The organism is Pandoraea apista (assembly GCF_001465595.2).
GTDB lineage: Bacteria > Pseudomonadota > Gammaproteobacteria > Burkholderiales > Burkholderiaceae > Pandoraea > Pandoraea apista.
Map to the genome: position 1 here is coordinate 1,022,149 of NZ_CP013481.2, position 21,787 is coordinate 1,043,935.

General features: G+C 64.3%; 19 protein-coding genes. 6 read left to right on the forward strand and 13 right to left on the reverse strand.

Translation table 11 applies throughout. The features are described from left to right. Positions 1-139 precede the first annotated feature (139 nt). The 4 genes from AT395_RS04760 to AT395_RS04775 form a co-directional block, all read right to left on the reverse strand. A complete protein-coding gene (locus AT395_RS04760; protein WP_072632777.1) occupies positions 140-877 on the reverse strand; it encodes an SH3 domain-containing protein in 738 nt (245 codons plus the stop codon). A 366-nt stretch (positions 878-1,243) separates the two neighbouring features. Continuing rightward, on the reverse strand, positions 1,244-2,350 hold the full coding sequence (locus tag AT395_RS04765; protein ID WP_042112910.1) for an S-(hydroxymethyl)glutathione dehydrogenase/class III alcohol dehydrogenase: 1,107 nt from the start codon (positions 2,348-2,350) through the stop codon (positions 1,244-1,246). Between the two features lie 125 nt (positions 2,351-2,475). After that, positions 2,476-3,111 (reverse strand): cupin domain-containing protein, encoded by a 636-nt coding sequence (locus AT395_RS04770; protein ID WP_048627950.1) that lies wholly within the window; start codon positions 3,109-3,111, stop codon positions 2,476-2,478. 106 nt (positions 3,112-3,217) lie between these two features. Next, positions 3,218-4,939 carry a putative bifunctional diguanylate cyclase/phosphodiesterase gene (locus tag AT395_RS04775; RefSeq protein WP_048627949.1) on the reverse strand — a complete coding sequence of 574 codons (1,722 nt, stop codon included), beginning with the start codon at positions 4,937-4,939 and terminating at the stop codon, positions 3,218-3,220. A gap of 470 nt (positions 4,940-5,409) precedes the next feature. Between AT395_RS04775 and yfiR the strand changes: the two genes are divergently transcribed. The 4 genes from yfiR (at position 5,410) to AT395_RS04795 (ending at position 9,553) form a co-directional block, all read left to right on the forward strand. After that, entirely contained in the window at positions 5,410-6,018 is a 609-nt protein-coding gene (yfiR, locus tag AT395_RS04780) for a regulatory sequestration protein YfiR (protein ID WP_048627948.1), read from the forward strand. An 86-nt stretch (positions 6,019-6,104) separates the two neighbouring features. Continuing rightward, complete coding sequence (gene dgcN, locus AT395_RS04785) at positions 6,105-7,400, forward strand: diguanylate cyclase DgcN/YfiN (protein WP_414813076.1); 1,296 nt, start codon at positions 6,105-6,107, stop codon at positions 7,398-7,400. A 158-nt stretch (positions 7,401-7,558) separates the two neighbouring features. Beyond that, complete coding sequence (gene yfiB / locus AT395_RS04790; RefSeq protein ID WP_231606060.1) at positions 7,559-8,062, forward strand: outer membrane lipoprotein YfiB; 504 nt, start codon at positions 7,559-7,561, stop codon at positions 8,060-8,062. 192 nt (positions 8,063-8,254) lie between these two features. Further along, positions 8,255-9,553 (forward strand): SGNH/GDSL hydrolase family protein, encoded by a 1,299-nt coding sequence (locus tag AT395_RS04795; RefSeq protein WP_082164657.1) that lies wholly within the window; start codon positions 8,255-8,257, stop codon positions 9,551-9,553. Positions 9,554-9,592: 39 nt separating this feature from the next. Here the strand turns inward: AT395_RS04795 and AT395_RS04800 are convergent, their stop codons facing one another. Next, positions 9,593-10,255, reverse strand: coding sequence for a 2-hydroxychromene-2-carboxylate isomerase (locus tag AT395_RS04800; protein ID WP_048627946.1), 663 nt, complete (start codon positions 10,253-10,255; stop codon positions 9,593-9,595). A 244-nt stretch (positions 10,256-10,499) separates the two neighbouring features. Here AT395_RS04800 and AT395_RS04805 point away from each other — a divergent pair, with 244 nt between their 5' ends. After that, entirely contained in the window at positions 10,500-11,552 is a 1,053-nt protein-coding gene (locus AT395_RS04805; RefSeq protein WP_042112904.1) for a YeiH family protein, read from the forward strand. A 141-nt stretch (positions 11,553-11,693) separates the two neighbouring features. Further along, a complete protein-coding gene (locus AT395_RS25475) occupies positions 11,694-11,864 on the forward strand; it encodes a hypothetical protein (protein WP_156181715.1) in 171 nt (56 codons plus the stop codon). Between the two features lie 86 nt (positions 11,865-11,950). Here the strand turns inward: AT395_RS25475 and AT395_RS04810 are convergent, their stop codons facing one another. From AT395_RS04810 to AT395_RS04845, 8 genes are all read right to left on the reverse strand, one after another. Further along, the gene (locus tag AT395_RS04810; protein WP_042112900.1) at positions 11,951-12,844 is read right to left on the reverse strand and encodes a glycosyltransferase family 2 protein; all 894 of its coding nucleotides are present in this window, start codon (positions 12,842-12,844) and stop codon (positions 11,951-11,953) included. A gap of 16 nt (positions 12,845-12,860) precedes the next feature. Then, on the reverse strand, positions 12,861-14,174 hold the full coding sequence (locus AT395_RS04815; RefSeq protein WP_052765420.1) for an O-antigen ligase family protein: 1,314 nt from the start codon (positions 14,172-14,174) through the stop codon (positions 12,861-12,863). A gap of 121 nt (positions 14,175-14,295) precedes the next feature. Beyond that, positions 14,296-14,643: a hypothetical protein gene (locus AT395_RS04820; protein ID WP_124988538.1), complete on the reverse strand. Its 348-nt coding sequence runs from the start codon at positions 14,641-14,643 to the stop codon at positions 14,296-14,298. A 58-nt stretch (positions 14,644-14,701) separates the two neighbouring features. Further along, positions 14,702-14,914, reverse strand: a complete 213-nt coding sequence (locus AT395_RS04825) for a hypothetical protein (RefSeq protein ID WP_039374776.1) — start codon at positions 14,912-14,914, stop codon at positions 14,702-14,704. 420 nt (positions 14,915-15,334) lie between these two features. Continuing rightward, positions 15,335-18,148 (reverse strand): ATP-binding protein, encoded by a 2,814-nt coding sequence (locus tag AT395_RS04830; RefSeq protein ID WP_125347481.1) that lies wholly within the window; start codon positions 18,146-18,148, stop codon positions 15,335-15,337. Beyond that, positions 18,145-18,888 carry a response regulator transcription factor gene (locus AT395_RS04835; RefSeq protein WP_231586239.1) on the reverse strand — a complete coding sequence of 248 codons (744 nt, stop codon included), beginning with the start codon at positions 18,886-18,888 and terminating at the stop codon, positions 18,145-18,147. Before AT395_RS04835 ends, AT395_RS04830 begins: the two co-directional genes overlap by 4 nt. A gap of 418 nt (positions 18,889-19,306) precedes the next feature. Beyond that, positions 19,307-20,608 (reverse strand): UDP-N-acetylglucosamine 1-carboxyvinyltransferase, encoded by a 1,302-nt coding sequence (locus AT395_RS04840; protein WP_042112896.1) that lies wholly within the window; start codon positions 20,606-20,608, stop codon positions 19,307-19,309. Between the two features lie 226 nt (positions 20,609-20,834). After that, positions 20,835-21,635 carry a GntR family transcriptional regulator gene (locus AT395_RS04845; RefSeq protein ID WP_231606059.1) on the reverse strand — a complete coding sequence of 267 codons (801 nt, stop codon included), beginning with the start codon at positions 21,633-21,635 and terminating at the stop codon, positions 20,835-20,837. Positions 21,636-21,787 lie beyond the last annotated feature (152 nt).

The window sequence follows — 21,787 nt, forward strand, 5'->3', positions numbered from 1 at the left end:
CTTACGCTCGTGCAGCGGTTGCTGAATTTGGGGTCACATCGGTGGGGGAACGACGGAGAAACGGGACGCAACGGGGGAGCGCATCGGCCGAACGCGCTGTCTGACGGGCAGCGCCTCCGGCCGGCGTGTCGTGACGATGTCAGCGATTCGGCCCACCGGGGCCCCCGCCGCCATGATTGCCGCCGGGCGGACGGCCTCCATGTCCGCCCCCGTGGCCGCTCCCATGTCCGCCGCTATGTGCGCCCCCATGTCCGCCCCCATGTCCGCCCCCATGTCCGCCGCCGCCGGGGGGACGCGGGCCGTGACCTCCACCGCCGCCCGGCGGGCGAGGGCCAGGACCGGCCCCATGGCCCGGAGGACGCGGTCCCGGCCCATGACCCGCGCCGTGCCCGGGGGGACGCGGCCCCGGGCCTGGGGAGTGCCCGGGAGGCCGGCCCCCTCCCCACGACGGCGGGCGAGGGCCGGGTGGCGGGCGATGCCAGTAGCGCTGATCGTGGTACCACGGGCGATTGCGGTAATAGTTGCCCCAATACGCCCCGATGGAGAAGGTCACAACCGGCAGACCGATCATCGTGCCGTAGTTGAGCACTGGCACCGGATTACCTTGATACGGATAGCTGAGCAGTGCTGCATAGATCCAGCCGCGTGTGCCGGGCAGACCGATGTCGCACCACGAGTAATCGGATAAGCAGCCATAGACCGTTACCGGCATCCCCGACCCCGCCTGGGCGACGACCGGATAGTCCACCGCCGGGCCCGCCCGCACATTGGCCGACGAATTGATCACCGCTTGTCCCGACTGCGCCGACGCCATGTCAGGCAGCGCAACCAGCGTTGTTGCGCCCGCGAGCACGAGCGGCAAAGTCCATTTGTTCATGTTCGTCTCCCTGTCATGACCATGCTTCGGTGCAGCAAGGCATCGATGAGCGTGCCCGGCAATCCTGCTGCGCGGGCAAACGCAGGGCATCCCTGCCTGCATGTCGATTCGACCGGACGTATCGGCAGTTGGTTTGCCGTCACGCGTAACGAAACACGCCGGCAATATTTGCTGGCGTTACGAGACTTACAAATTGCACCGCCCCGCAGCGTTGGAGCACCTGACGGAAGACCCGTGCGGGCGGCTTGCGAGCGCAATGGCCGCGGGCAGCATCCGTGCCCGGGTCAGTAACAAGTTGTGCGGCGTGTTCGCCGGGCATCGCCTGATTGAGCGTGCGCGCCGATCACGCCGCCTTGCGTCACGCGATCAGTACAGCACGACCGAGCGAATCGACTCGCCGCGCTTCATCAGATCGAAGCCTTCGTTGATCTGATCGAGACGCAGGGTGTGCGTAATGAGATCGTCGATGTTGATCTTCCCTTCCATGTACCAGTCGACGATCTTCGGCACATCGGTGCGCCCGCGCGCGCCGCCAAACGCCGAGCCCTTCCACTCGCGGCCCGTCACCAGTTGGAACGGACGCGTGCTGATTTCCTGACCGGCAGCGGCCACGCCGATGATGAACGACTGGCCCCAGCCTTTGTGGCAGCACTCCAGCGCCTGACGCATGGTCGTTACGTTGCCGATGCACTCGAACGAGTAATCGGCGCCGCCGTCGGTCAGTTGCACGATGGTGTCGACAACGTTTTCGACATCCTTCGGGTTGATGAAATGAGTCATGCCGAACTTCTTGGCGAGTTCCACCCGTCCCGGGTTGATGTCGACACCGATGATCTTGTCGGCGCCGACCATCTTGGCGCCCTGAATCACGTTCAGGCCAATGCCGCCGAGGCCGAACACCACCACGTTGGCGCCCGCTTCGACCTTCGCCGAGTAGACGACGGCGCCCACGCCGGTCGTTACGCCGCAGCCGATGTAGCAGACTTTGTCGAAGGGGGCGTCGGAGCGCACCTTGGCGACGGCGATCTCCGGCACGACGATGTAGTTCGAGAACGTAGACGTGCCCATGTAGTGGAAGATGGGCTTGCCGTCGAGCGAGAAGCGCGAGGTGGCGTCGGGCATCAGGCCGCGGCCCTGCGTGCTGCGGATCGCCTGACACAGGTTGGTCTTGCGCGACAGGCAGAACTTGCATTGACGGCATTCCGGCGTGTACAGCGGAATGACGTGATCGTCTTTCTTCAGCGTGGTCACGCCCGGGCCGACATCGACGATCACACCGGCACCCTCGTGGCCGAGAATGGCCGGAAAGATGCCTTCCGGATCGGCGCCGGAGAGTGTGTAGTAGTCCGTATGGCAGATGCCGGTGGCCTTGACCTCGATCAGTACCTCGCCGGCGCGCGGCCCTTCCAGATCGACTTCCTCGATGGTCAGGGGTTTGCCCGCTTCCCAGGCAATGGCGGCTTTGGTTTTCATGGCGATATTCCTCGTTGCAACGTCGTTCGGGGGAATCCCTTCGCGACGTACCATACCGCGTTCTAAAGTCGCGCGCGAGTCTTGACACGCCATGTCGACGGAAAAAGCGGGGCCGGACCCAAAAATTACCGGCCTTCCGCTGACGAGGGGTTGGCCGTCGGCTCGTAGATCGTGAGAGGCCCGCAGTTCTCCTCGGTCACGAAAAACGCCAGCAGACGTGCCGGATGCACCGGATCGGGGTTCTCGGTCATGGTGTGCAGCGTGCCCGGCGGTTCGAACCACGTCTGATTGGCGTGATACGTGACCGGGGCTTCGGCATTCAACTGAGAGCGAATGGTGCCTTCCAGCACGACCGCCGTCACTGTCCCGGGATGGCGATGCGCAGGCGTGAAGGCGAGCGGCGGAAACGCTACGATGGCGGTGGTCACCGATTTACCCGGGGCGTTGGCAAGCGGCTCGCACGACAGCGGCTGGACGATCGTGGATGGGCGGACCGCGGCGCCGCCGCCATTGGCGACCGTGGCCATCGGGGCGGGCTGAGACGATGCACTGGACGGCGAGAAGCGCTCCGAGAGCGTGTGGTTGGCGCTGATCGTCAATGAGCACAGGGCGTCGAACCAGCCGGGCAGGGCGCGTTGTGCGGGCGGGGTGAGTGCGAGACCGATGGCGGCCACGGCCAGTGCGGCAAGTGTGGCGGCGGTGCGGTTGGCCGAAGGGCTGGCAGATCGCCGCGGACGCGGCAGTTTGGACAAGGGCAGCATGGCGGTTTCTCTGGACGGGACTTCAGCTTAGGGAAGCGATGTCCCGTCCGGTAGCGCCAAAATTTGGCAATTCAACTAGGCCATCAAGTGCCCCTCAGTCTGCGCATCAGCGGCGGGCGCCGCTGCCCAGCGGTGCCAGGATGTGATAGAAGCCGTGAATGTCGACAGGGCGTGCGAACCAATAGCCTTGCGCCTCGTCGCAGCCCAGTTCCGTGAGCCGTTGCGCCTGCGCCGGAGTCTCCACGCCCTCGGCCGTCACGCGTAGCCCGAGGGAGTGGGCCATGGCGATGACCGCACTGACGATGGCATGGCTTGGTGCGTGCGTCAGCATGTTGCGCACGAAGGTCTGATCGATCTTCAGGCGATGGACGGGGAAGCGCGTCAGGTACGCAAGGCTGGCGTAGCCGGTGCCGAAGTCGTCGACGGCGATTTCCACCCCCATGTCGTGCAGCGAGCGCAGGCAGCCGACGGCGGCGCTGGAGTCCCCGAGCAGTAAGGTCTCCGTGATTTCGATCTCCAGATAGCGTGGCTCGAGCGCGTGAGTGTTCAGGGCGCGCTCGATCAGGCCGACGACGTCCTGACGTGCGAACTGTTGTGCCGACACGTTCACCGAGATACGCGGCAGTTGCCCGCAACGCCGCAGCAGTCGGCTGGCTTCGCGACAGGCCGTATCGATGACCCACTCGCCCAGCGGCAAAATCAGCCCGGCGGTTTCTGCAATCGGTATGAATTCGGCCGGACCGACAGGACCCAGGGACGGGTGGCGCCAGCGCAACAACGCTTCGGCATTACGAATTTCACCGTTGGCCAGACTGACTTGGGGTTGGTAGACGAGATGGAGTTGCGAATGCGCTTGCTCATGCACCGCGACGCGCAGCAGGCTCTCGAGTTCGTTGCGGCGCTGCGCTTGCGCGTCCATCTCGCTGCTGAAGAAACGTAATCCGCCGCCGGCGGCGCTGGCAATGCCGAGCGCGACATGGGCCCGGCGCAACAGCGTTTCGGGCGTGTCGCCGTGTTCGGGGTAGCTGACCGCCCCGATGCTCGCGTCGAGCGCGACGGAATTTGGCTCGACGTCCACCCATTGGGCGAGCCGGGCCTGAATCCGCGACGCCAGCAAACGGGCATCATCGCCCGTTTCATTGGTGACGATCACGAACTGACTGCCGCCCAGGCAGGCGAGTGCGTCTTCGGGGCCGCTCGCTTCGCGCAACCGTTCCGCAGCGATGCGCAGCGCCAACTCGGCGGTCGGCGGGCCAAAGGTGCTTCGGAGTTTGCGCAGGTGATCGAGTTCGAGCAATAAAACCGTCAGCCCGACCTTTTGATGAGCGCAACGATGAATCGCCAGTTCGAGTCGTTCGTTGAGCAAGGTCTGGTTGGGGAGGCGGGTGACCGGGTCGTGATGCGTGACGTACCAAAGCCGCGACGCCACCTGTACCTGTTGCGAGAGGTCGAGCACGATGCCGACCCAGCGCCGTTCGCCCGGGGCGTGTTCGACGCAGGAAAGCGCCAACCGGATCGGCAGCCAACTACGCAGGTGGGTCAGCAGATGCCATTCGTCGTCATACGGTACGGCTTCGCTGGCCGACAGGCTGGCCAGTGCGGGCAGACGGCGGCGGGCGAGCTCTGAAGGGTCGAGCAACGAGAGGAAGCTGCGCTTGCCCAGCAGGTCGGCCGGCCGGTAGCCCGTCAGGCGAGTGAATGCGGTGTTCATGCGCTCGATCATGCCGTCGTCGGTACAGACGAACATGGCATACGGTGCGCTGTCGAGCGCGGCACGGCTCAACTCGACCTGGATGTCGGGTACCCGACGAGGCACCGGATCGTTCATGCCGGTGTCTCCCGAAAGCCGGTCTGGCCGGAATTCAGGAACGTCATGCAACACCTCCCTGGCGTCGCGATTTTTATCTCGATAATCGAGCGATCGGCTCGCGCGATTCCCTTTGTTTATCAATTGGTTATAAGCGCAATTCTGCCACGGGGAAAGGAGGTGCGGACAAGGGAAAACGCGGGGGGGTGAAGGGGTTCCGAAAACGCCTCGGTACGCGCATGCTGTGCATGGTTGCCCGGCAACGAAAGGTGTTGAACCGCAGTCGCAAGCGACAGCAAACTATCCGCTCACTCCGGTTCCGGCCATCTCGTTCATATGGCCTGCGGGCGGCCCGTTCGGTATGATGCGGCCTGATTCAAGCGGGGGACTGTGCGAACGCGTGCACGGGACAGGGTGTGCATGTCCGCCCCCGATTCACTTTTCGGCAAAGGAAGACAGCGTTGCATTGCGTCTGGACATCGACAAGCGGTATGGCACGAAGCAACTGGCGCGAGCGCCGGTCGCCTCACCGTCTGCATGTGCGTTTTGCGTGCCTGCTGCTGCTCGTTTGCTGGGCAGCACTCGGCAATGCCGTCGCGCAGACGCCCGAGCTCACCACACCCGCTGCGGCGAATACCGCCAATACAGCCAGCACGCGGGACGCCAACGTGCGACAAGTGGTGCTCGGCATTATCAGCTTTACCCGCTGGCCGACACCCCCGGCCAAAGTGCGCCTGTGCGTGAGCGGTAACACCGAATACGCGCGCGACCTGCTCTCGGGATCGTTGCCGAGCAGTGGTCTGCCGGTCGAGGCGCAACGCATGTCGGTTGCCGAACCCGCAATTGGTTCGCAGTGCGACGTGTTATATCTCGGTACCATGACGGACGCCGAGCGCCGGCAAGTGCTGGCGAATATTGCCGGTCACCCTGTTTTGACCATCAGCGAGCGAAACGACTCGTGTACGGCGGGGGCGATGTTCTGTCTGAACGTCGACCCCGATCGGGTGACCTTCGACATTAACCTCGACACCGTCGCGCGCAGCGGTGTACGTGTCCACCCCAACGTGCTGAAGCTGGCGCGAAAGCCGGGGACACCATGACGACTCCACGCCCCCCAACCCCCCCTATGCCTCCTGGTCAAGGCGAACCCGTCGCCGGGTTGCTGCCGCCCCTCATTTCCTCCGACATGCCGGCCGATGGCGATCATGAGCCGCCGCCTGCCGCGCGGCCAGCCATGATGCAAGCGTCGGGTCGCCACCGTCGACCGTCGTTGCAGCGCGTGTTGCGCCGCACGCATTTGCGCCTGGCCGTCTCCGCAGTGGTGCTGGCGGCCGTTGCGCTCTCGCTGGTTGCGTGGCTCGCATTGCGCGCGTATGCCGAAAACAACCTGATGCTTATCGGGCGCTCGCTTGCCTATACCGCAGAGGCGGCGGTCGTGTTCGGAGACCGCGTCGCCGCGCAAGAGGCGATTGCGACGATCGCCAACGATGAAGATGTCTTTCAGGTGCGCGTGCTCGACGCGAGCAATGCGCAGTTTGCGCTGTGGCGCAGGCGCGATGGCAGTACGCTTGCACAAGTCGAACGCATGGTGGCCGATATTGCGCTGCCCGGCCCGGTTACGCTGCCGATACGTCACGACGCCAAGGTTGTCGGCTATGTCGAAGTGCAGGGCGAGGGGCATCAGTTCTTCGTTTTCCTGCTTAGTGGTGTGGGCGGGATGCTGGCCTGCCTGCTGGTAACGTTTGCGGTGTCGAACGTGCTGGCAAAGCGAATGCATCGCGATATCGTCAAGCCGTTGCGCGCACTTGCCGAAGTGGCGCACGCGGTGCGCCGCGAGCGGGCGTTCCACCAGCTCGTGGCCGCCACGCCGCTGGCCGAACTCAAGGAACTTGGCGATGACTTCAACGCGCTGCTCGACGAATTCGAGGGATGGCAAAATCACTTACGCGCGCAGAACGCCACGCTTGCGCATCAGGCAAATCACGATCCGCTGACGGGGCTGCCGAACCGGTCGTATTTCGAATCGAAACTTGCGCAAGCGCTGGCCGATGCGCACGACCTTGGGACACACGTTGCGTTGTTGTATCTCGATAGCGACCGCTTCAAGGAAATCAACGACCAGCTGGGGCACGGTGCCGGCGACGCCGTGCTCGTGGCGATTGCCGAGCGTTTGCGCCAGCCGTTGCGCGAGGGCGATCTGGTGGCGCGTCTGGGCGGCGACGAATTCGCCGTCATGCTGCCGGGGGTGCGACAGACCTCGAATGCGGTGCGGCTCGCGCAAAGCCTGCTGGTGGCAATGGAAAAGCCGGTGACGCTGCCCGATGGCGGCGAAATCGTGACATCGATGAGTATCGGCGTGGCGTTGTACCCGACCCACGCCAACGACGCGCCCGCACTATTACGCGTAGCGGACGCGGCAATGTATCAGGCCAAGCGTGCCGGCGTAGGCACATGGCATGTTGCGGAAAGCCCCAAGAGATAAGGTGGCGCGCAGCACGTAAGCTGAAAGACACCATCAACATAAATGACGGCCGGATTACACAACGCAATGGGGAATTGGTATTGGACTTCGCTGTTGATACACACGATTCACACTCACGCCCGCTGAGCCACGCGCTCGCGGCCGCTTTCGTTCGCGCCTTGGCCCGCGGGATACCCCTGGCGCGCAGGTTCCTCGGGATCGTTTGCCTGCTGGGCTTCGGTGCGCTGGCCGGTTGTCAGACCACGCCCGTCCACGGACTGACCCCCGAGCAGATCGCGGCGCTGAAGGCCGAAGGTTTCAAACAGACCGACGAAGGCTGGGAGTTCGGTATGTCCGACACCGTGCTCTTCGATTCCGATCAGTTCATGGTGCGTGAGTCTGCACGGCAGACCGTCTCGCGTATCGGTAAAACGTTGGTGAAGGTCGGGCTGAACGAGGTTCGCATCTATGGCTATACCGACTCGTTGGGAAGCGACACGTACAACGAACAGCTCTCGGCACGCCGTGCCGACGCCGTTGCCGGTGTGCTGGTCGAGGCGGGCATGCAACGCGCGGGCATTCAGACGATCGGCGCCGGCAAGCGTAATCCGGTCGCGGATAACAGCACGCCCGCGGGCCGTGCGCAGAACCGGCGCGTCGCGATCGTCATTTCCACGCGCTGAGTGTTTTCGGGATGCCGGGTTTCGACACGCCAAACCGCGTGTCGCCCGGTGCACACGAGCAGTACGTCAGCGTTTGGCACGGGCCACAATCAGGCACAATGGCGGCTGTCGCCGGTCGAATCCGGCCGAATTGCCTACGTTGTCCCGATGCTCCCGACGTCTCTGATCCACCGGTCCTCTTCCGCCGACGGTATGCGCCGAACGCTTCGTGCATCCTGTGCATCCCGTGCCCTTCGCGCACTGAGGGCGACGCTGAGCGGCGCGTGCTTCGCGCTCGCGATCATGGGCGTGCCGTCGTCGGTCCTCGCGCAGAACGCCCGCGTCGGCGCGTGGGCGACGGCGCCGCAAGCGGTAGCGCAGCATCCGGCAGCCCCGTCGTTCAATCGGGCGCCGGCCGCAGGCGGACGCACCGTCCGTCAGATCGTCTATCCCACCCTCTCCGGCAACGACGTTCGGGTGCGTTTCTCTAACGCCTATGGCACGCAGCCGCTGATGATCGAGCGTGCGAGCCTCGCGATATCTTCGCGGGGCGCGGCCATTAACGCCGACAGCGTCCGGCTGTTGACGTTCGGGGGGCAGCCGACGGCGAAGATCGCGCCCGGCGCGTCGCTCGAAAGCGACCCGCTGCCGTTCGCCGTGCGTGCCGGAACGCCACTGGCGGTCAGCCTCTTTACACGTGAGTCCCAGCCGCCGACGACGTGGCACAAGATCGCGCAGCAGACTGCATTTCTGAGCGGCACAGGCGATTTCGTCGACGCGGCGCAGGCGTCGGTATTTCCCACTCGTTTCACGAACACGCTATGGCTCGCCGGGCTCAGTGTCGTGCCGGACACCCCCGCGTACGCCATTGTCGCTATCGGCGACTCGATCACGGACGGCATGCGTAGCACGTTGAACGCTAACCGGCGCTGGCCGGACGGGCTGGCGCGGCGGCTGGAGAGTGCCGGGCGGCGCGACGTTGCGGTGCTCAATCTCGGTATCAGCGGTAATCGTCTGCTGCATGATTCGGCCTGCTACGGCGAGCGTCTCGTCGCGCGTTTCCGCCGCGATGCGCTGGAGCAACCGGGCGTGCGAACCGTCATTGTGCAGATCGGTATCAACGACATCAACTTCGGCTACGTGCCACCCCACGGCGGTCTCGACTGCGACGTGCCCCATGTGATCGTGACCGCGCCGGAAATGATTGCCGGATATCAGGCGCTGATCGCCGCGGCACGCGCGCGCAACGTCCGCATACTCGGAACGACGATTCCACCGGGTAAGCTGCCGCCCGAGCGAGAGGCCGTGCGTGAGGCTGTCAATCAATGGGTGCGTACGGGCGGTGCGTTCGATGGCGTTATCGATTTCGATGCTGCCCTGCGCGATCCGGCGCAGCCCACGCGTATGTTGCCGCGTCTGGATAGCGGCGACGGCACGCACCCGAGCGATGCCGGCTACGCCGCCATGGCGGATGCCGTATCGCTGCCGCTGGTGCTCGGCGGGGTCAGGTAACGCCTCGGGTAATGTGCGGGTAATACGCGGGCAGGCACGTCAGCGTTCGCGCTGAACACCGATCGTCACCTGCTGCAAACGCGCTACATCGGGCGAGCGCAGCCATTCCGGGTGAGCGAGGCAGTGGCGGAACAACGCTGTGGCATCGTCTCCCCAATACAACTCCCCCTCGTAGGCGAACGTCGGCACCCCGAATATCCCTGCGGCAATCGCCGTTTCGGTGTTCGTGCGCAGGGCCGCCTTGGTCTCGGGCGCTTCGGCCCGGGCGATGGCGTCGTCGGCCGGGAGACCGAGACGCTCACATAAGTCTTGCCAGCCCTGTGCATCGGTGACATCGCGACCTTCGGCCCAGATGAAGCGGAAAATCGTACGCACGACGTCATGGGTGGCGCCGAGCGCTACCGCCAGCCGCAGCACACGTATCGGATGAAACGGATGCACCGGCGGCATGCGAAACGCGATGCCGTCTTGCTCGGCGCGGAATTGCGCCATGCGGTACGTGAAGATGCGCTTATGGGGGGTCTCGGCCGGCCCCTGCGTTTTCAGATGCGCGAGGATCGCGCCCAGCACGATCGGCTTGAGGTCGATGGCGAGCGAGCGCGGCAGCGTGTCGAAACGCTCGAATTGCAGATAGGCGAACGGGGAAGCGAAATCGAAATACCACTGCGCGCGGGGCACGGCGGCGTCGGCGGCTTGTGACATGAGGCATGGTCTCCGTATCGGAATGCTGGACGCTCTTTCAGGCGGCTTCGAAGAGTGTAGCGGCCCACGGGCGACGGTTGCATCCGTCTTCCTCCGTGCTGCGCGGGAAAAATGCCAATTATTCAGAGGGTTGTGCGATAAATCGATAATTATCGGTTATTTGGATATATCGTATCCGATATAACGATTTTTATTATCGAAGCGGAGTTTTTAGACTTGTAGTCATTCCAGAGGAGTGCCTGCAATGACCACAAAAACCCATACTACCCGCCCCGCCACGGCCAGCCGGCCCGATACGCTGGTGCCGGATCAGCAGAATCCGTGGGCCGGTCTGGTGCTGTCGACGGTGATCGCGTTTGTGGCGTTGCTGCTTGGCCGTCAGATGCCGATCATCGGCGGCCCGGTATTCGGCATCCTGCTTGGCATCATCGTTCGCAATGTGTTCTCACCCGGCGTTCGCTACGAGGCGGGCATCAAGTTTGCCTCGAAGTATGTGCTCCAGTGGTCGATCATCGCGCTTGGCTTCGGCTTGAGTTTGTCGCAAGTGGCGCATACGGGCCTGGAATCGCTGGCGGTCACGGCGGTGACCATTACCGCCGCCGGCCTGTCGGCCTGGGGGCTGGGACGCCTTCTGGGCGTGGGCGACAAGCTCAAACTGCTCATCGGCGTGGGCACGGCAATCTGCGGCGGATCGGCCATTGCGGCGGTCACACCCATCGTCAAACCGGACGACCACGAAACGGCGTTCGCCATTTCAACCATCTTCCTGTTCAACATTGCCGCCGTGTTGCTGTTCCCGATGCTCGGTCACATGCTTCATCTGTCGGATCTGGGCTTCGGCATGTGGGCGGGCACGGCGATCAACGATACGTCGTCGGTGGTGGCTGCCGGGTATAGCTACAGCAAGGCGGCGGGCGATTACGCCACCATCGTCAAGCTCACGCGAGCCACGCTGATCATTCCGATCTGCCTGACGCTGGCTGCCATCGTGGCGTACCGTGCCAAGCGTGCCGGTGCCGGAAACTTCAGCCTCGCCCGTATCTTCCCGTGGTTCATCCTGGGCTTCCTGATCGCGTCGGGTGTGCGCACGGCGGGTCTCGTACCGGCGGAGTTGCAGCCGTGGATTCACGACGCTGCCGAGTTCCTCATCATCGTCGCCCTGACGGCTATCGGTTTGTCGTCGAACCTGCGTCGCATGGCGTCGACGGGTGTGCGTCCGATTCTGCTGGGATTGGGCGTGTGGGCCGCCGTGTCGGTCAGCAGCCTCGCGGTACAACTGGCGATGGGTCAACTCTGATGTCTCCGGGGTTTCCGTTGCCGCGGGCCGTGAGCGCCACTCAAGCCTAGGGCAGACCCGGCGGGCAAGCCGGGTTCGGTCGCCTAAAATGAAATCACGGATGACCGTTGGTCGTCCGTGAAGCATTTTCCGGAGGCCGTGATGGCAACCTCATTCGGTGAGATCTGGTACACGGTCGGCGCACTGGTCGTAATCGCAGTGCTGGCCGCCATGGTGTGGGAGCTGGGTGTCTGGTGGACGCGGCACCCCGATCACCGCGCAGTGCAACGTCTCGAGCACGCGTGGGAGAAGATTCGCCACCCGCGTCATTGAGTGCCCGAGGCAGGGCAGCGGGAGACAGACTGGGAAGGCGGTAGGGCGGCTGACGTGCGTCGGCCGGCGGGAAAGTGTGTGCCGCCTCAGTTGAGTTTCAGATGGCCCGGAACGTCGGAATCCCAGCGTTCCAGATCTTCCAGCGGATACGGTTTGCTGCCGTGCACGGCGCGCTTGAAGCGGCTCTTGCCGCTGGGCCGGGGCACGTTGGGCAGGGCGGCGCCGGCCGGCGTGCCCGCCAGATCCAGGTAGCCGCGTTTGAATTCCGCCTGCGTCATTCCCCACTTCATCAGAAATTCGCGGCTCCCGCGATTTTTCACCACGCGGCCCGTCGACCGGCAGCCGAAGTGATACACCACGCTCTTGCCAACGATGCGGAACGTGCGGCAACCCACGAGCCACAACTTCATCAGGAAGTCGTCGTCGCTGCTCATGCCCGGGCCGAACTCGATGCTGTAGCCGCCAACGAGATGCCACAGGCTGCGGCTCACGAGGGTGGGCTGCGTGGGTACACCGTTGACGTCCTCACGGCCGAGCGACGCTGCGAAGGCGAGCAGGGCGGCTTCGTCGAACGTTTCCGTTGTCGTGCCGAAGTCTCGCGAGACCACCTGATTGCTGGCGCCGGCGTTCGGCTCGATCATCACCGACGAGAGGTAGTACACCGGCGTGTCGAGCGCGCGGGCGGCGTCAATGAGTGCAGTATCCCAGCCGGGCGTGACGAACATGTCGTCGTTCAGAAAGAGCAACTGATCGTGCGACGCGAGCGGCGCGAGCTGGTTGAGCGCCAGACAGACGCCCACGTTGCCGGTGCTGTGTGTGTGGCGCAGACCCTGTTCCCGGACCCATTCGAGCGTGCCGTCGCTGCCGTCGTTCACGTGAACGAGGATCTCGTGCGCCTCGCCGGAGTGACGGCGAACGCTGTCGATACACAACTTGAGGAACGGCAGGTTGTTCCAGGTCGGGATCAGGATACTTAGCATGTAGGGAGCAGCGCGGTTACCGGGCGGTGGGTGTCTTGTCGTCGGTCGTATCGACCGGCGTGCCGACAGGATAGGCGAAGGCCGCGAACAGAGCCACCATTGTCGAATAGAAAGCAACCGTGACCTTCAGATTGAAGGTCTCGACCGTCAGGCCGAAGATCGCGAAAGCGACTGCCGTCATCAGGCCCATCAGTGCCGCGCGGTGCTCTGTCGGACTATGGCGGATCTTGGCTGATCGGATGAAGAAGTAGGCCGGCCCCGCGTAGACGCCAAGAATGCTCAGCAAGCCGAACACGATTCCGTAATCGACGGCGTAAGCGAGGATCTGGTTGTGTACTTCGCCTTTTCCATAGTCCGCCGCCATGGGGGTCAGCACACCGGTGGCTGCCATGGCGGGCATGGCGTCGCGATAACCGTGGGCGCCCAGTCCGAGCAACGGCTTCGCCTCGATGAGCTTTCCAGCGGCTTTCCATAATTCAAGCCGGATGCCGGTGGATGAATCGGGCCGTCCCGCAGACAAGCCGGTGATATCCGTTCGAATGGCCTCGAATCGTTCCCGTACCACGGAGGAAGCGAAGGTACTCGCCAGCAGAACCACCGCGATGACGGCAATGGCAGCGCGCCGACCCGTGCTGATGGGATGTTTGTGCCAAAAAAACCACACTACAAGCAGGCACGGCAGTGCGATCCAGCCTCCACGTGACTGACTTGCCCATGACGCGTAGCAGCCGGCAGCGGCCCCGAGAATCTTGAAGGCCACAATCCAAGGCCTGTCGTGGGATAGCCAGTGGATCGAAACCAGCGAGAGGACACCGAGCAACAGAGCCATGTCTCCGAAATGAATCGGATTCAGAAATGAACTCTCTGCTCTCGCAACGAGAAGGTCTGCCGTCGAGTAGAGGGCCATGATCGCGGCACAGATAGCGCCAGCGGCAAAGGTGAGGTCCACCCATTTCGGGACGACATTGACAAGCCTGCGCAGACTGAAAAACACGACGGTGGCGAGCAGAAAGCGCACGGGGGAATCGAGCGTATTTGCGGCGATCTTGCCGTGGAGTATCTCGACCGCCAGGATCGCAAAAAAAGGCAGGAATAACGTGACGACGAGCACCCGGACGTGCAGGCTGGTCTTGAGGAGCGAGGAAATCTCACCGCGCTTGCGATCCATCAGGAGGATGGTCGCGCCAAGGGCCACGGTCAGGAACATAACAGTGTTCCCTCCGCGCGGTACGACGAGGGCGGCTGCGGGAAACAACAGGATCAGGGTGCCGAAAATTCTGGCAAAGAGATGCCGGCCGGGAATCAATGCCGACGCTTCAGACTTGCTCATTGGCTAACAGGCGAACTTCGCGGTTTACTTGGCACGAAGTATGCCAGAAATGCTCGCGCCAACGTGTTTTCGTAGGTCACACGCAACGACCTACGAAAATTCTAATGGCGATGCCTCCGATTTACAGGTTCATCGCTCCCAGCACCCCGCACAGGTGCAGCGCCACATGGGTCCAGGCCGCTTCATCGTAAGCATCCCCTTCGCGCGCTTTTTGTTGTGCTGTATGAAACGCGCGCCAGAGGGCGGCAGCGCTCGACGGCGTGCCGCCGGCCAGTTGATATTGACGCTGAAGGGCTTCGGCCAGCCACGGTTGCTCGTGGGCACAGGCTTCGGCATAGGCCTCGACGGCAACCCGCGCATAGGGGTCTCCCGCCGGGTCCAGTACCACAGGGTGACTGGCCGCCGGAAGCGGCAAGGCGGACAGGGCGTGGCGCTCGGCGGCGCTATGGCGTGTGTGGTGCTGTTTCATGAAGGTCTCGTCTTGTTGGCCGCGCCAGAGTCGCTGGCGCGGAATCACTTACGTGGACTCAGTCGTTTTCCATATCGCGGATGAACAGCATGGCCGCGTGCTTGGCCTGATCGATGCTCGAGAACGTTCTCCCGTCCATCGGCCAGACGTCGACCAGAACGGCATAGTTGCCCGGCTGATCGGCCTGCATGATGCGGATGTAATGCTGCCGGAACACGCAGCGTGCGAGTTCCACTGTCGGGTGCGGTCGGCGGAAATGGGCAGTTGCCATGACAGTCTCCAGAAATTCGGCCCTCCGGCCTCGACGGGCCGTTGGAATGTCATAAGCAAGTTGCGCGCCACCCGCGATGAGATGGCTAACTGTTTGATGTTTAAGGGAGTTGCCGGGTGGCAGGGCGGGCGGGGATGAAAAAACGTTACGAAAACGAAACACTGCCGGAACGGCAGGACGTAACACCGCCTGAGAGTGTGAAGCCGGGGCCCCCAGACCCCCCATGGGGTGCCGCTTTTTGCTTGCGCCGGACACGAAGCGCAGCTGATGCCCGCTACGCAAGCGGGCTCACCCGATCTCGATCTGCGGGGAGCAACGTCATCGCCGTCACACAGGGTCTGTGGCCCGGGCCCGAGGCGCGTTAGTCAGCCCAGATGCCGCGCAGGCTTTGCCGCCGCGGGGCGTAGTTGTGCTCGGCGATCAGGCTGGCAACGGTGCCGCACATAACTCGGCCAGTCCGGCGAGATCGCCACGCTGTGCGAGATGATGGACGTGCCGGGCAAAGCCGTCGAATTGCGGCGATTGATCGCTCAGGTCGCGCGCCCAGTCCATCAGATCGGTAATGGCGCCCATGGCGATCAATTGCCGGGCCTGCACGAGATGCTCGCGTGACGGCAGCAACCATGGTCCGTCGTCCGGATGACCTGTATCGCTGCGATCCTGCGTGTTCGCGAGCGCGTCGTCGCGATGCAGATTGAGCAGCCGGGCGAGCGTATTGCGCAGGTCGGCGAGTTCGATCGGTTTGAGCAGGCTCGCATCGTAGCCACTGCCAGCGACGATCTGCGGCGATGCCGAGATCGCCAGCACGGGCATATCGGGCCAGTGCTGGCGTATGGCCCGCGCGACGGCAAGGCCGTCGGCATTGGGCATCATGTGATCGGTGATCACCAGATGCGGTCGCGTCAGACCGGGGGTGCCAAGCTCGGCGATGAGCGCCACGCCATCGCTGAATGTATGCACCGTGAAGCCGAGACTCGCGAGTTCGTCATGCAGGAATTGCCGGATCTCTGGCGAATCTTCCGCGAGCCAGAGGTGGTATCCGCTGCCGTCGAGCGGCGGCAACGTGTGAGTCGCGCCGGCAAGCGACTGCGGCACGAGATCCGATTCGCGCGCCACGCGCAGCGGCAGCGTGAACACCACGCGCGTGCCCACGTCCGGTGTGCTGTCGAGTGTGATCGTGCCGTCCATGCGTTCGACCCATTGCTGCACGATGGCCAGCCCGAGGCCCACGCCCGGCACGCGGCGTGCCCGGTCGAGTCGCGCGAACGGTTCGAAGACGCGGGACAGATCGTCGCTGGCGATACCGCAGCCGGAATCTTCCACGCTGAATCGCACATGGACGATATCGGCGCGCGTCACGTCCGATGTCGCCGAGAGCGACAGCGTAATCGTGCCGTTGCCGGTGTACTTCGCGGCATTGTCCAGCAGGTTGCCGAGCACCTGGCGCACGCGCTTGGCGTCGAACTCGAGCAGCGCAGGCAGCGGCGCTCGCACATCGAGCAGGAAGGTGTTGCCGTGCTTGCGCGCGAGGCTCATCCCTTCGTGCGCCATACCGTCGATGAACGCGTGGACGTAGACGGGCGCGACATGCAGCGCATCGGCCGCCCCGCCGCCGGCATACTCGATGAGGTCGTTAACCATGGCGAGCATGTGATGCGCGCTGCGGCGGATGATGCGTCCCCGGTCGGCATCTTCGCGCCCGCCCGACTGCACGAGGTCCGCAAAGCCGATGATCGACGTGAGCGGCGTGCGCAGATCATGACTGATGCGGGCGAGGAAGTCGTTCTTTGCGCTGTTGGCTTCGTCGGCGGCGATGAGCGCGGCCTGCAATTCCCGCGTGCGTGCGTCGACGGCATTGGCAAGCCGGGTCTGTTCTTCGCGCCGTGTCTGAAGCAACTCGTGCTGTGCCGCACGTTGTTCGCGCACGAGTTCGCGCGAGCGTCCGGCCACGATGATCGTGAGCATGAGCAGCACGGCGATATTCGTGCTCCATGCCATCGCCGTGTTGGCGAGCCAGTCCTCGGGGAGCCGGCCGTTGATGATCGCCAGCCGCCAGAACAGCGCGACGCAGCTGGGCGAGAACGAGAGCAGGCAAAGCCGCGCATTGGCCAGGCCGCGTCGCCAGCCGTCGATCAGCGACACAACCCACAGGACGTTAAGTGCCGAGAGCAGTTGCAGATGCGTAAAGGCGGCATCCCGGTGGTCGCCGAACGCGACCCAGACCGTCATGCAGGCCATGACACCGATTACCACGCGATAGGTCCGGCGCCACAGGGTCACGCGGCGCAGCCCGGTGAAGCTCAGCACCATCGCGCTGAAGAAGCCTGCGGTCAGCGTCGAGAAAAAACTCGGCGCGCGCACGATGAATTCGCCGCCCTGTGTCAGCAGGTAGCGATACAGGAAGCCCTGAAACGCCATGTCTTGCGCGACCTGCGTGATCGTGGTGAGTGCGAGCAGCACGAACACCCTGTCGCGTCGCGCAATGCCGAGCACGAAGGCGTAGAGCGCGATGGAGATCATCGAGCCGGCGAGAAGCATGGCGATCATCGCGTTGCGCGATTCGGCGATGCGGAAGTCGTCGGGGTGCCAAAGCTGCGGCACGATGCTCACCGACGAGCGGGTCTCGACGCGCACGAGGAACGTCAACCGTTCGCCGGGGGCGAGCGTGATCGGGAAGACCGGCGTTTCCGACACGATCGGGTGCCGCTCCAGCGGCACCTTATGCCCCGCGAGCCACGTGACGGAGGGTTGCGTGCTGCCGGCTGGCATCGAATAGAAACGTACGTCTTCCAGTCGCACGATGCCGACGCTTAGCCAACGGGTAACGGTGGCCTTGCCGAGGTTGACGAGGTTGCCTTGCAGCCAGAACGCCGAGCGGCTATAGCCGGGGTTGAGCATGCGCGGCACAACGTCGTGCCAGCCAGACGCGTTGAGCGCTTGCGTGGCGTCGAGGCGTGCGGAGCGGTCTTCCAGCAAACGCAGTTGCCGGTCTAGCTTGAGCGGTGACGGCGCGCTCGCGAGGTCGATGGCGGCGGATGACGCCTGCGAAGCCGGCGATGCTGGCGATGCTGGCGACGCCGTCAGGAGGGGCGGCGCAGAAGTGTTCGCTGCCGGTAAGGCGAAGGCGGTAGCGCCATGCAGCATCCACGTCAGGAGGACGACGAAGAAGATAAGGCATTCAACACGCGACCGGCGCAAATCGGGCGTTGGCATGTCCGAAGGCGCAACGGTCATGGCGCGGGGGCGGATGTGCTTTGCGCGCCGAGCTCGCGGAAACCGCTCGGCGGCATGCCGAAGCGCTCGCGAAATGCCGTGGCGAAATTGGCGGCGCTGGCGAAGCCGACGGCGCTGGCAATGTCCTGCACGTCGAGCGATGTTTCCGAGAGCAGACGGCGCGCCTCTTTCATGCGTTCTTCGCGCAGGAAGTCGAACACCGTCACGCCGACGCAGCGTCGGAACGCCAGATTCAGACGGCGCGTGTTGGTGCCGACGGCACTGGCAAGACCGGCGAGTTCGGGCGTGATGTCGAGCCGGTTGAGCAGCAGGGTGCGCGTGGCGCGATAGAGAACGGCGTCGAGCGTGTGCGCCTGCACGGGCAAGGGGGTCGGCTTGCTGCTTTCACCCCCGGCGCCGGGTAGCGGCGCGGGTGTGGTCGCCTTCAGATGAATCGACAGCCGCAAGCGCACCTCTTCGAAGTCATACGGCTTGGCGACGTAATCGACGGCACCCGCCGAGAGTCCGGCAACGCGCTCGCCGGGCAGGGCGGCAGCCGTCAGGAAGATCAGCGGAATGTGCCGGGTACCGGGGTCGGCCTTGAGCAGGCGGCAGGCGCCGAGGCCGTCGCACACGGGCATGCGGATGTCCATGAGGATCAGATCGGGCTGCACCGTGCGGGCTTTCGTGTAGCCGTCGCGGCCGTCTTGCGCGATGTAGACGCGGCACCCCTGCTGACTGAGAAAATCCATCAGCAGCATGCGGTCTTCCTGATTGTCGTCGACGACGAGCACTCGCACGCCCGACAACTGGCGGGCATGCGGCGAAGTGGGCCATGTGCCACCCGGCGAATGGGTGCCTGGCGCGGCAAACGGCTGCGAGGGCGGGGGACGATCGCTCATGATGGTCGCCATTCTTTCACATTCGCCTCGTTGCGCTTCACGCTTGCGATGTGAATTCGGTTGCGAGAGAAATATTTTTCCGCCGGGCAAACGTCACATGCCGTCGGGCAAAGGTGTGGAGACGTCGGGCGGGATCGGCTCAGGTAAGGTCAGCCGTCGGGTTCGCCGGGGTGAGGACCGGTGCGTGGGCGATCGGGGGGTTGTCTGCCGCTGGCGTGCCCCGTCTGGCGAACCCGGCCCCCCCGGGGGGGCCGGATGCCGGTACGAGACGAGCGACTTACTCCGGCGTTGTCCAGACGACGTTCGCGCCGACCGAGCACAGATTCTCGACAAAGCGCGGGTGCGCGCGGCGAATCGGCTGAGCGTTCTTGATGGTCGACTGGCCGTCGATGCTGGCGGCCACCATCAGCAGTGCAATCGCCACGCGGATGATGTAAGGACTCTCCACGACCGCCGGCGTGAGCGGCACGCCACCGAACGTGATCAGGCGATGCGGATCGGATTGGAAGACGTGCGCGCCGAACTTCGACAACTCGGTCGACCAGCCCATGGCGCCGTCGTACACCTTGTTCCAGAACATCGCACTGCCTTCTGCCTTCACGCCCAGCGCGATGAAGATCGGCAGCAGGTCGACCGGGAAATACGGCCACGGTGCGGCTTCCACCTTCGTCAGAATGTTCTGCGTGAACGGTGTCTGCACCTTGAGCTTGCCTTGCGCAGTGGCCGTCGACCAGCCGTCGCGGTGTTCGACTTTGACACCGAACTTGGCGAACGTGCGGTCGATCAGCGGGAACTGATCCGGCGCCGTGTTCTTGACGGTGATTTCACCGCCGGTGATCGCGCCGAGCGCGAGGAACGTGGTGATCTCATGGAAGTCTTCCGCGAAACGGAATTCGCCGCCGCCGAACCGTTCCACGCCTTCGATGGCGAGTTGCGATGTGCCCACGCCTTCAATGGGCACGCCCAGCATCTGCATGAAGCGGCAGAACTCCTGCACGTGCGGCTCAGAAGCCGCGTTGTTCAATTGCGAGCGGCCCTTGGCCGATGCGGCGCAGAGCACGAAGTTTTCCGTCGTCGTCACCGACGCGTAATCGAGCCAGTGGCGAATCGCGGGGCGCGTTTCGTCGGCATGGATCAACAACGAGCCTTCGGTGCGCTCGACGCGTCCGCCGAAATGGCGCAGCACTTCGATATGCGGGTCGATCTCGCGCACACCCAGCGTGCAGCCCTTGATGTTGTCTTCAATGCGCGCCACGCCGAACCGGGCGAGCAGCGGCGGCACGAGCATGATCGACGAGCGCATTTCTTCCGGCAGGTGGTCGGTGCGCGGGTCGAACTTCGTGTTGCGGTGGTGGATATCGAGCGTGCCGGCCTCGAAATCGACGCTCACATCGCTGCCGAGCTGCCGGAAGATATCGAGGATCTTACGAACGTCGGTGATCTCGGGCACGCCAATGAGGCGTACCGGCTGATCGGTGAGCAGCGTGGCGCACAGCACCGGGAGAACGGCGTTCTTGTTGGCAGAGGGGGTAATGCGGCCACGCAGGGGCTGGCCGCCGTGGACTACCAGATGGGACATGGGCTTCCTTCGGGCTTCGTGCCGTCGTGCTTTCGTGTATCGGGCGGGGGGCGAAAGTGGCAGGCGGGCCGCTGGCCCGTCGCAAACAGGCGAAATATACCCCTGAAAGCGGCGTGTGTGCCATGCGACCCCCTCCCCGTGGTGGGATTGCCGCGCGGCTTGACGGGCAACAGGCCCGTGGTATCGGCCGCGTGGTTGCGGCCGATCCACCATGCCGCCCGGCACATCAGGAGGCCCCGCCTGCAAATGCCTCGGCAAAGATGGCGCGGAAATCTGGCGTTTCGGCGGCGGCGGCACGCGTGAGTACCCGGGCTTCGAGTTCGTCGAGATGCGCCGCGGCAAGGGCAATGGCGGCTTGCGTCTTGCCGTCGCGCAACTGTCCGACGAGCTGGGCGTGCTCCGTCGGCGCGCAATGCATGAACTCCGCGGGGTCGTACAGGGCTTTGTATAGCTCGGTCTTGGCGACGAGCTGGCGCGCGAACGTATCGAGTTCGGCGCTGCCCGCCATGCCGATCAGCTTCAGATGGAACTCACCGGCCAGGCGGATCGAGCGCTCGTGCGTGCCGTCGGCATGCGAGCGGGCTTCGGTGGCGACGTGCGCGTCGAGCACCGCGAGTTGCGACACGCTCAACTGGCCGCAAATGCTCGCGATCACCCCGGTTTCCAGCACGCGCCGAGCGCGATAGGTCTGGCGAATGTCGTCGAGCGAGGGCTGTGGCACAAACGCCCCGCGATTGGGTTCGAGCACGAGCTTGCCTTCGAAACCGAGCCGCGCGAGTACCTTGCGCACTGCGCCGCGCGTGCAGTCGAACGCCTGCGCCAGATTGCGCTCGCGCAGCGGCATGCCCGGGCGGAGCTTGCCGGAGAGCAGTGCCTGCGAGATCGCCTGATAGACGCGTGCCTCGATCTGCTGTCCCGCGCTGCCCGGCGAGCCATCGCCGTCGGCCGGGAGATTCGGGGCCGTATCGGACGCGGCCTCAGGGCGGGAAGCGTCGCGCGGCGACGCCGGTGCTGCGGTGCGGCTCAAGCCTGATCTCCTTGAGTATCGAGGGGCACGGCCCGTAGTTCACGGTTCGCGCAGGTGTGGGCCGCATTGTAACCGGCCCCCTCGACCTCCCGGTTTCGCTCCCGGAAAACCCTCGGTTTCGGCCGCCCGGACATTGCGACCTTGCATTTCGG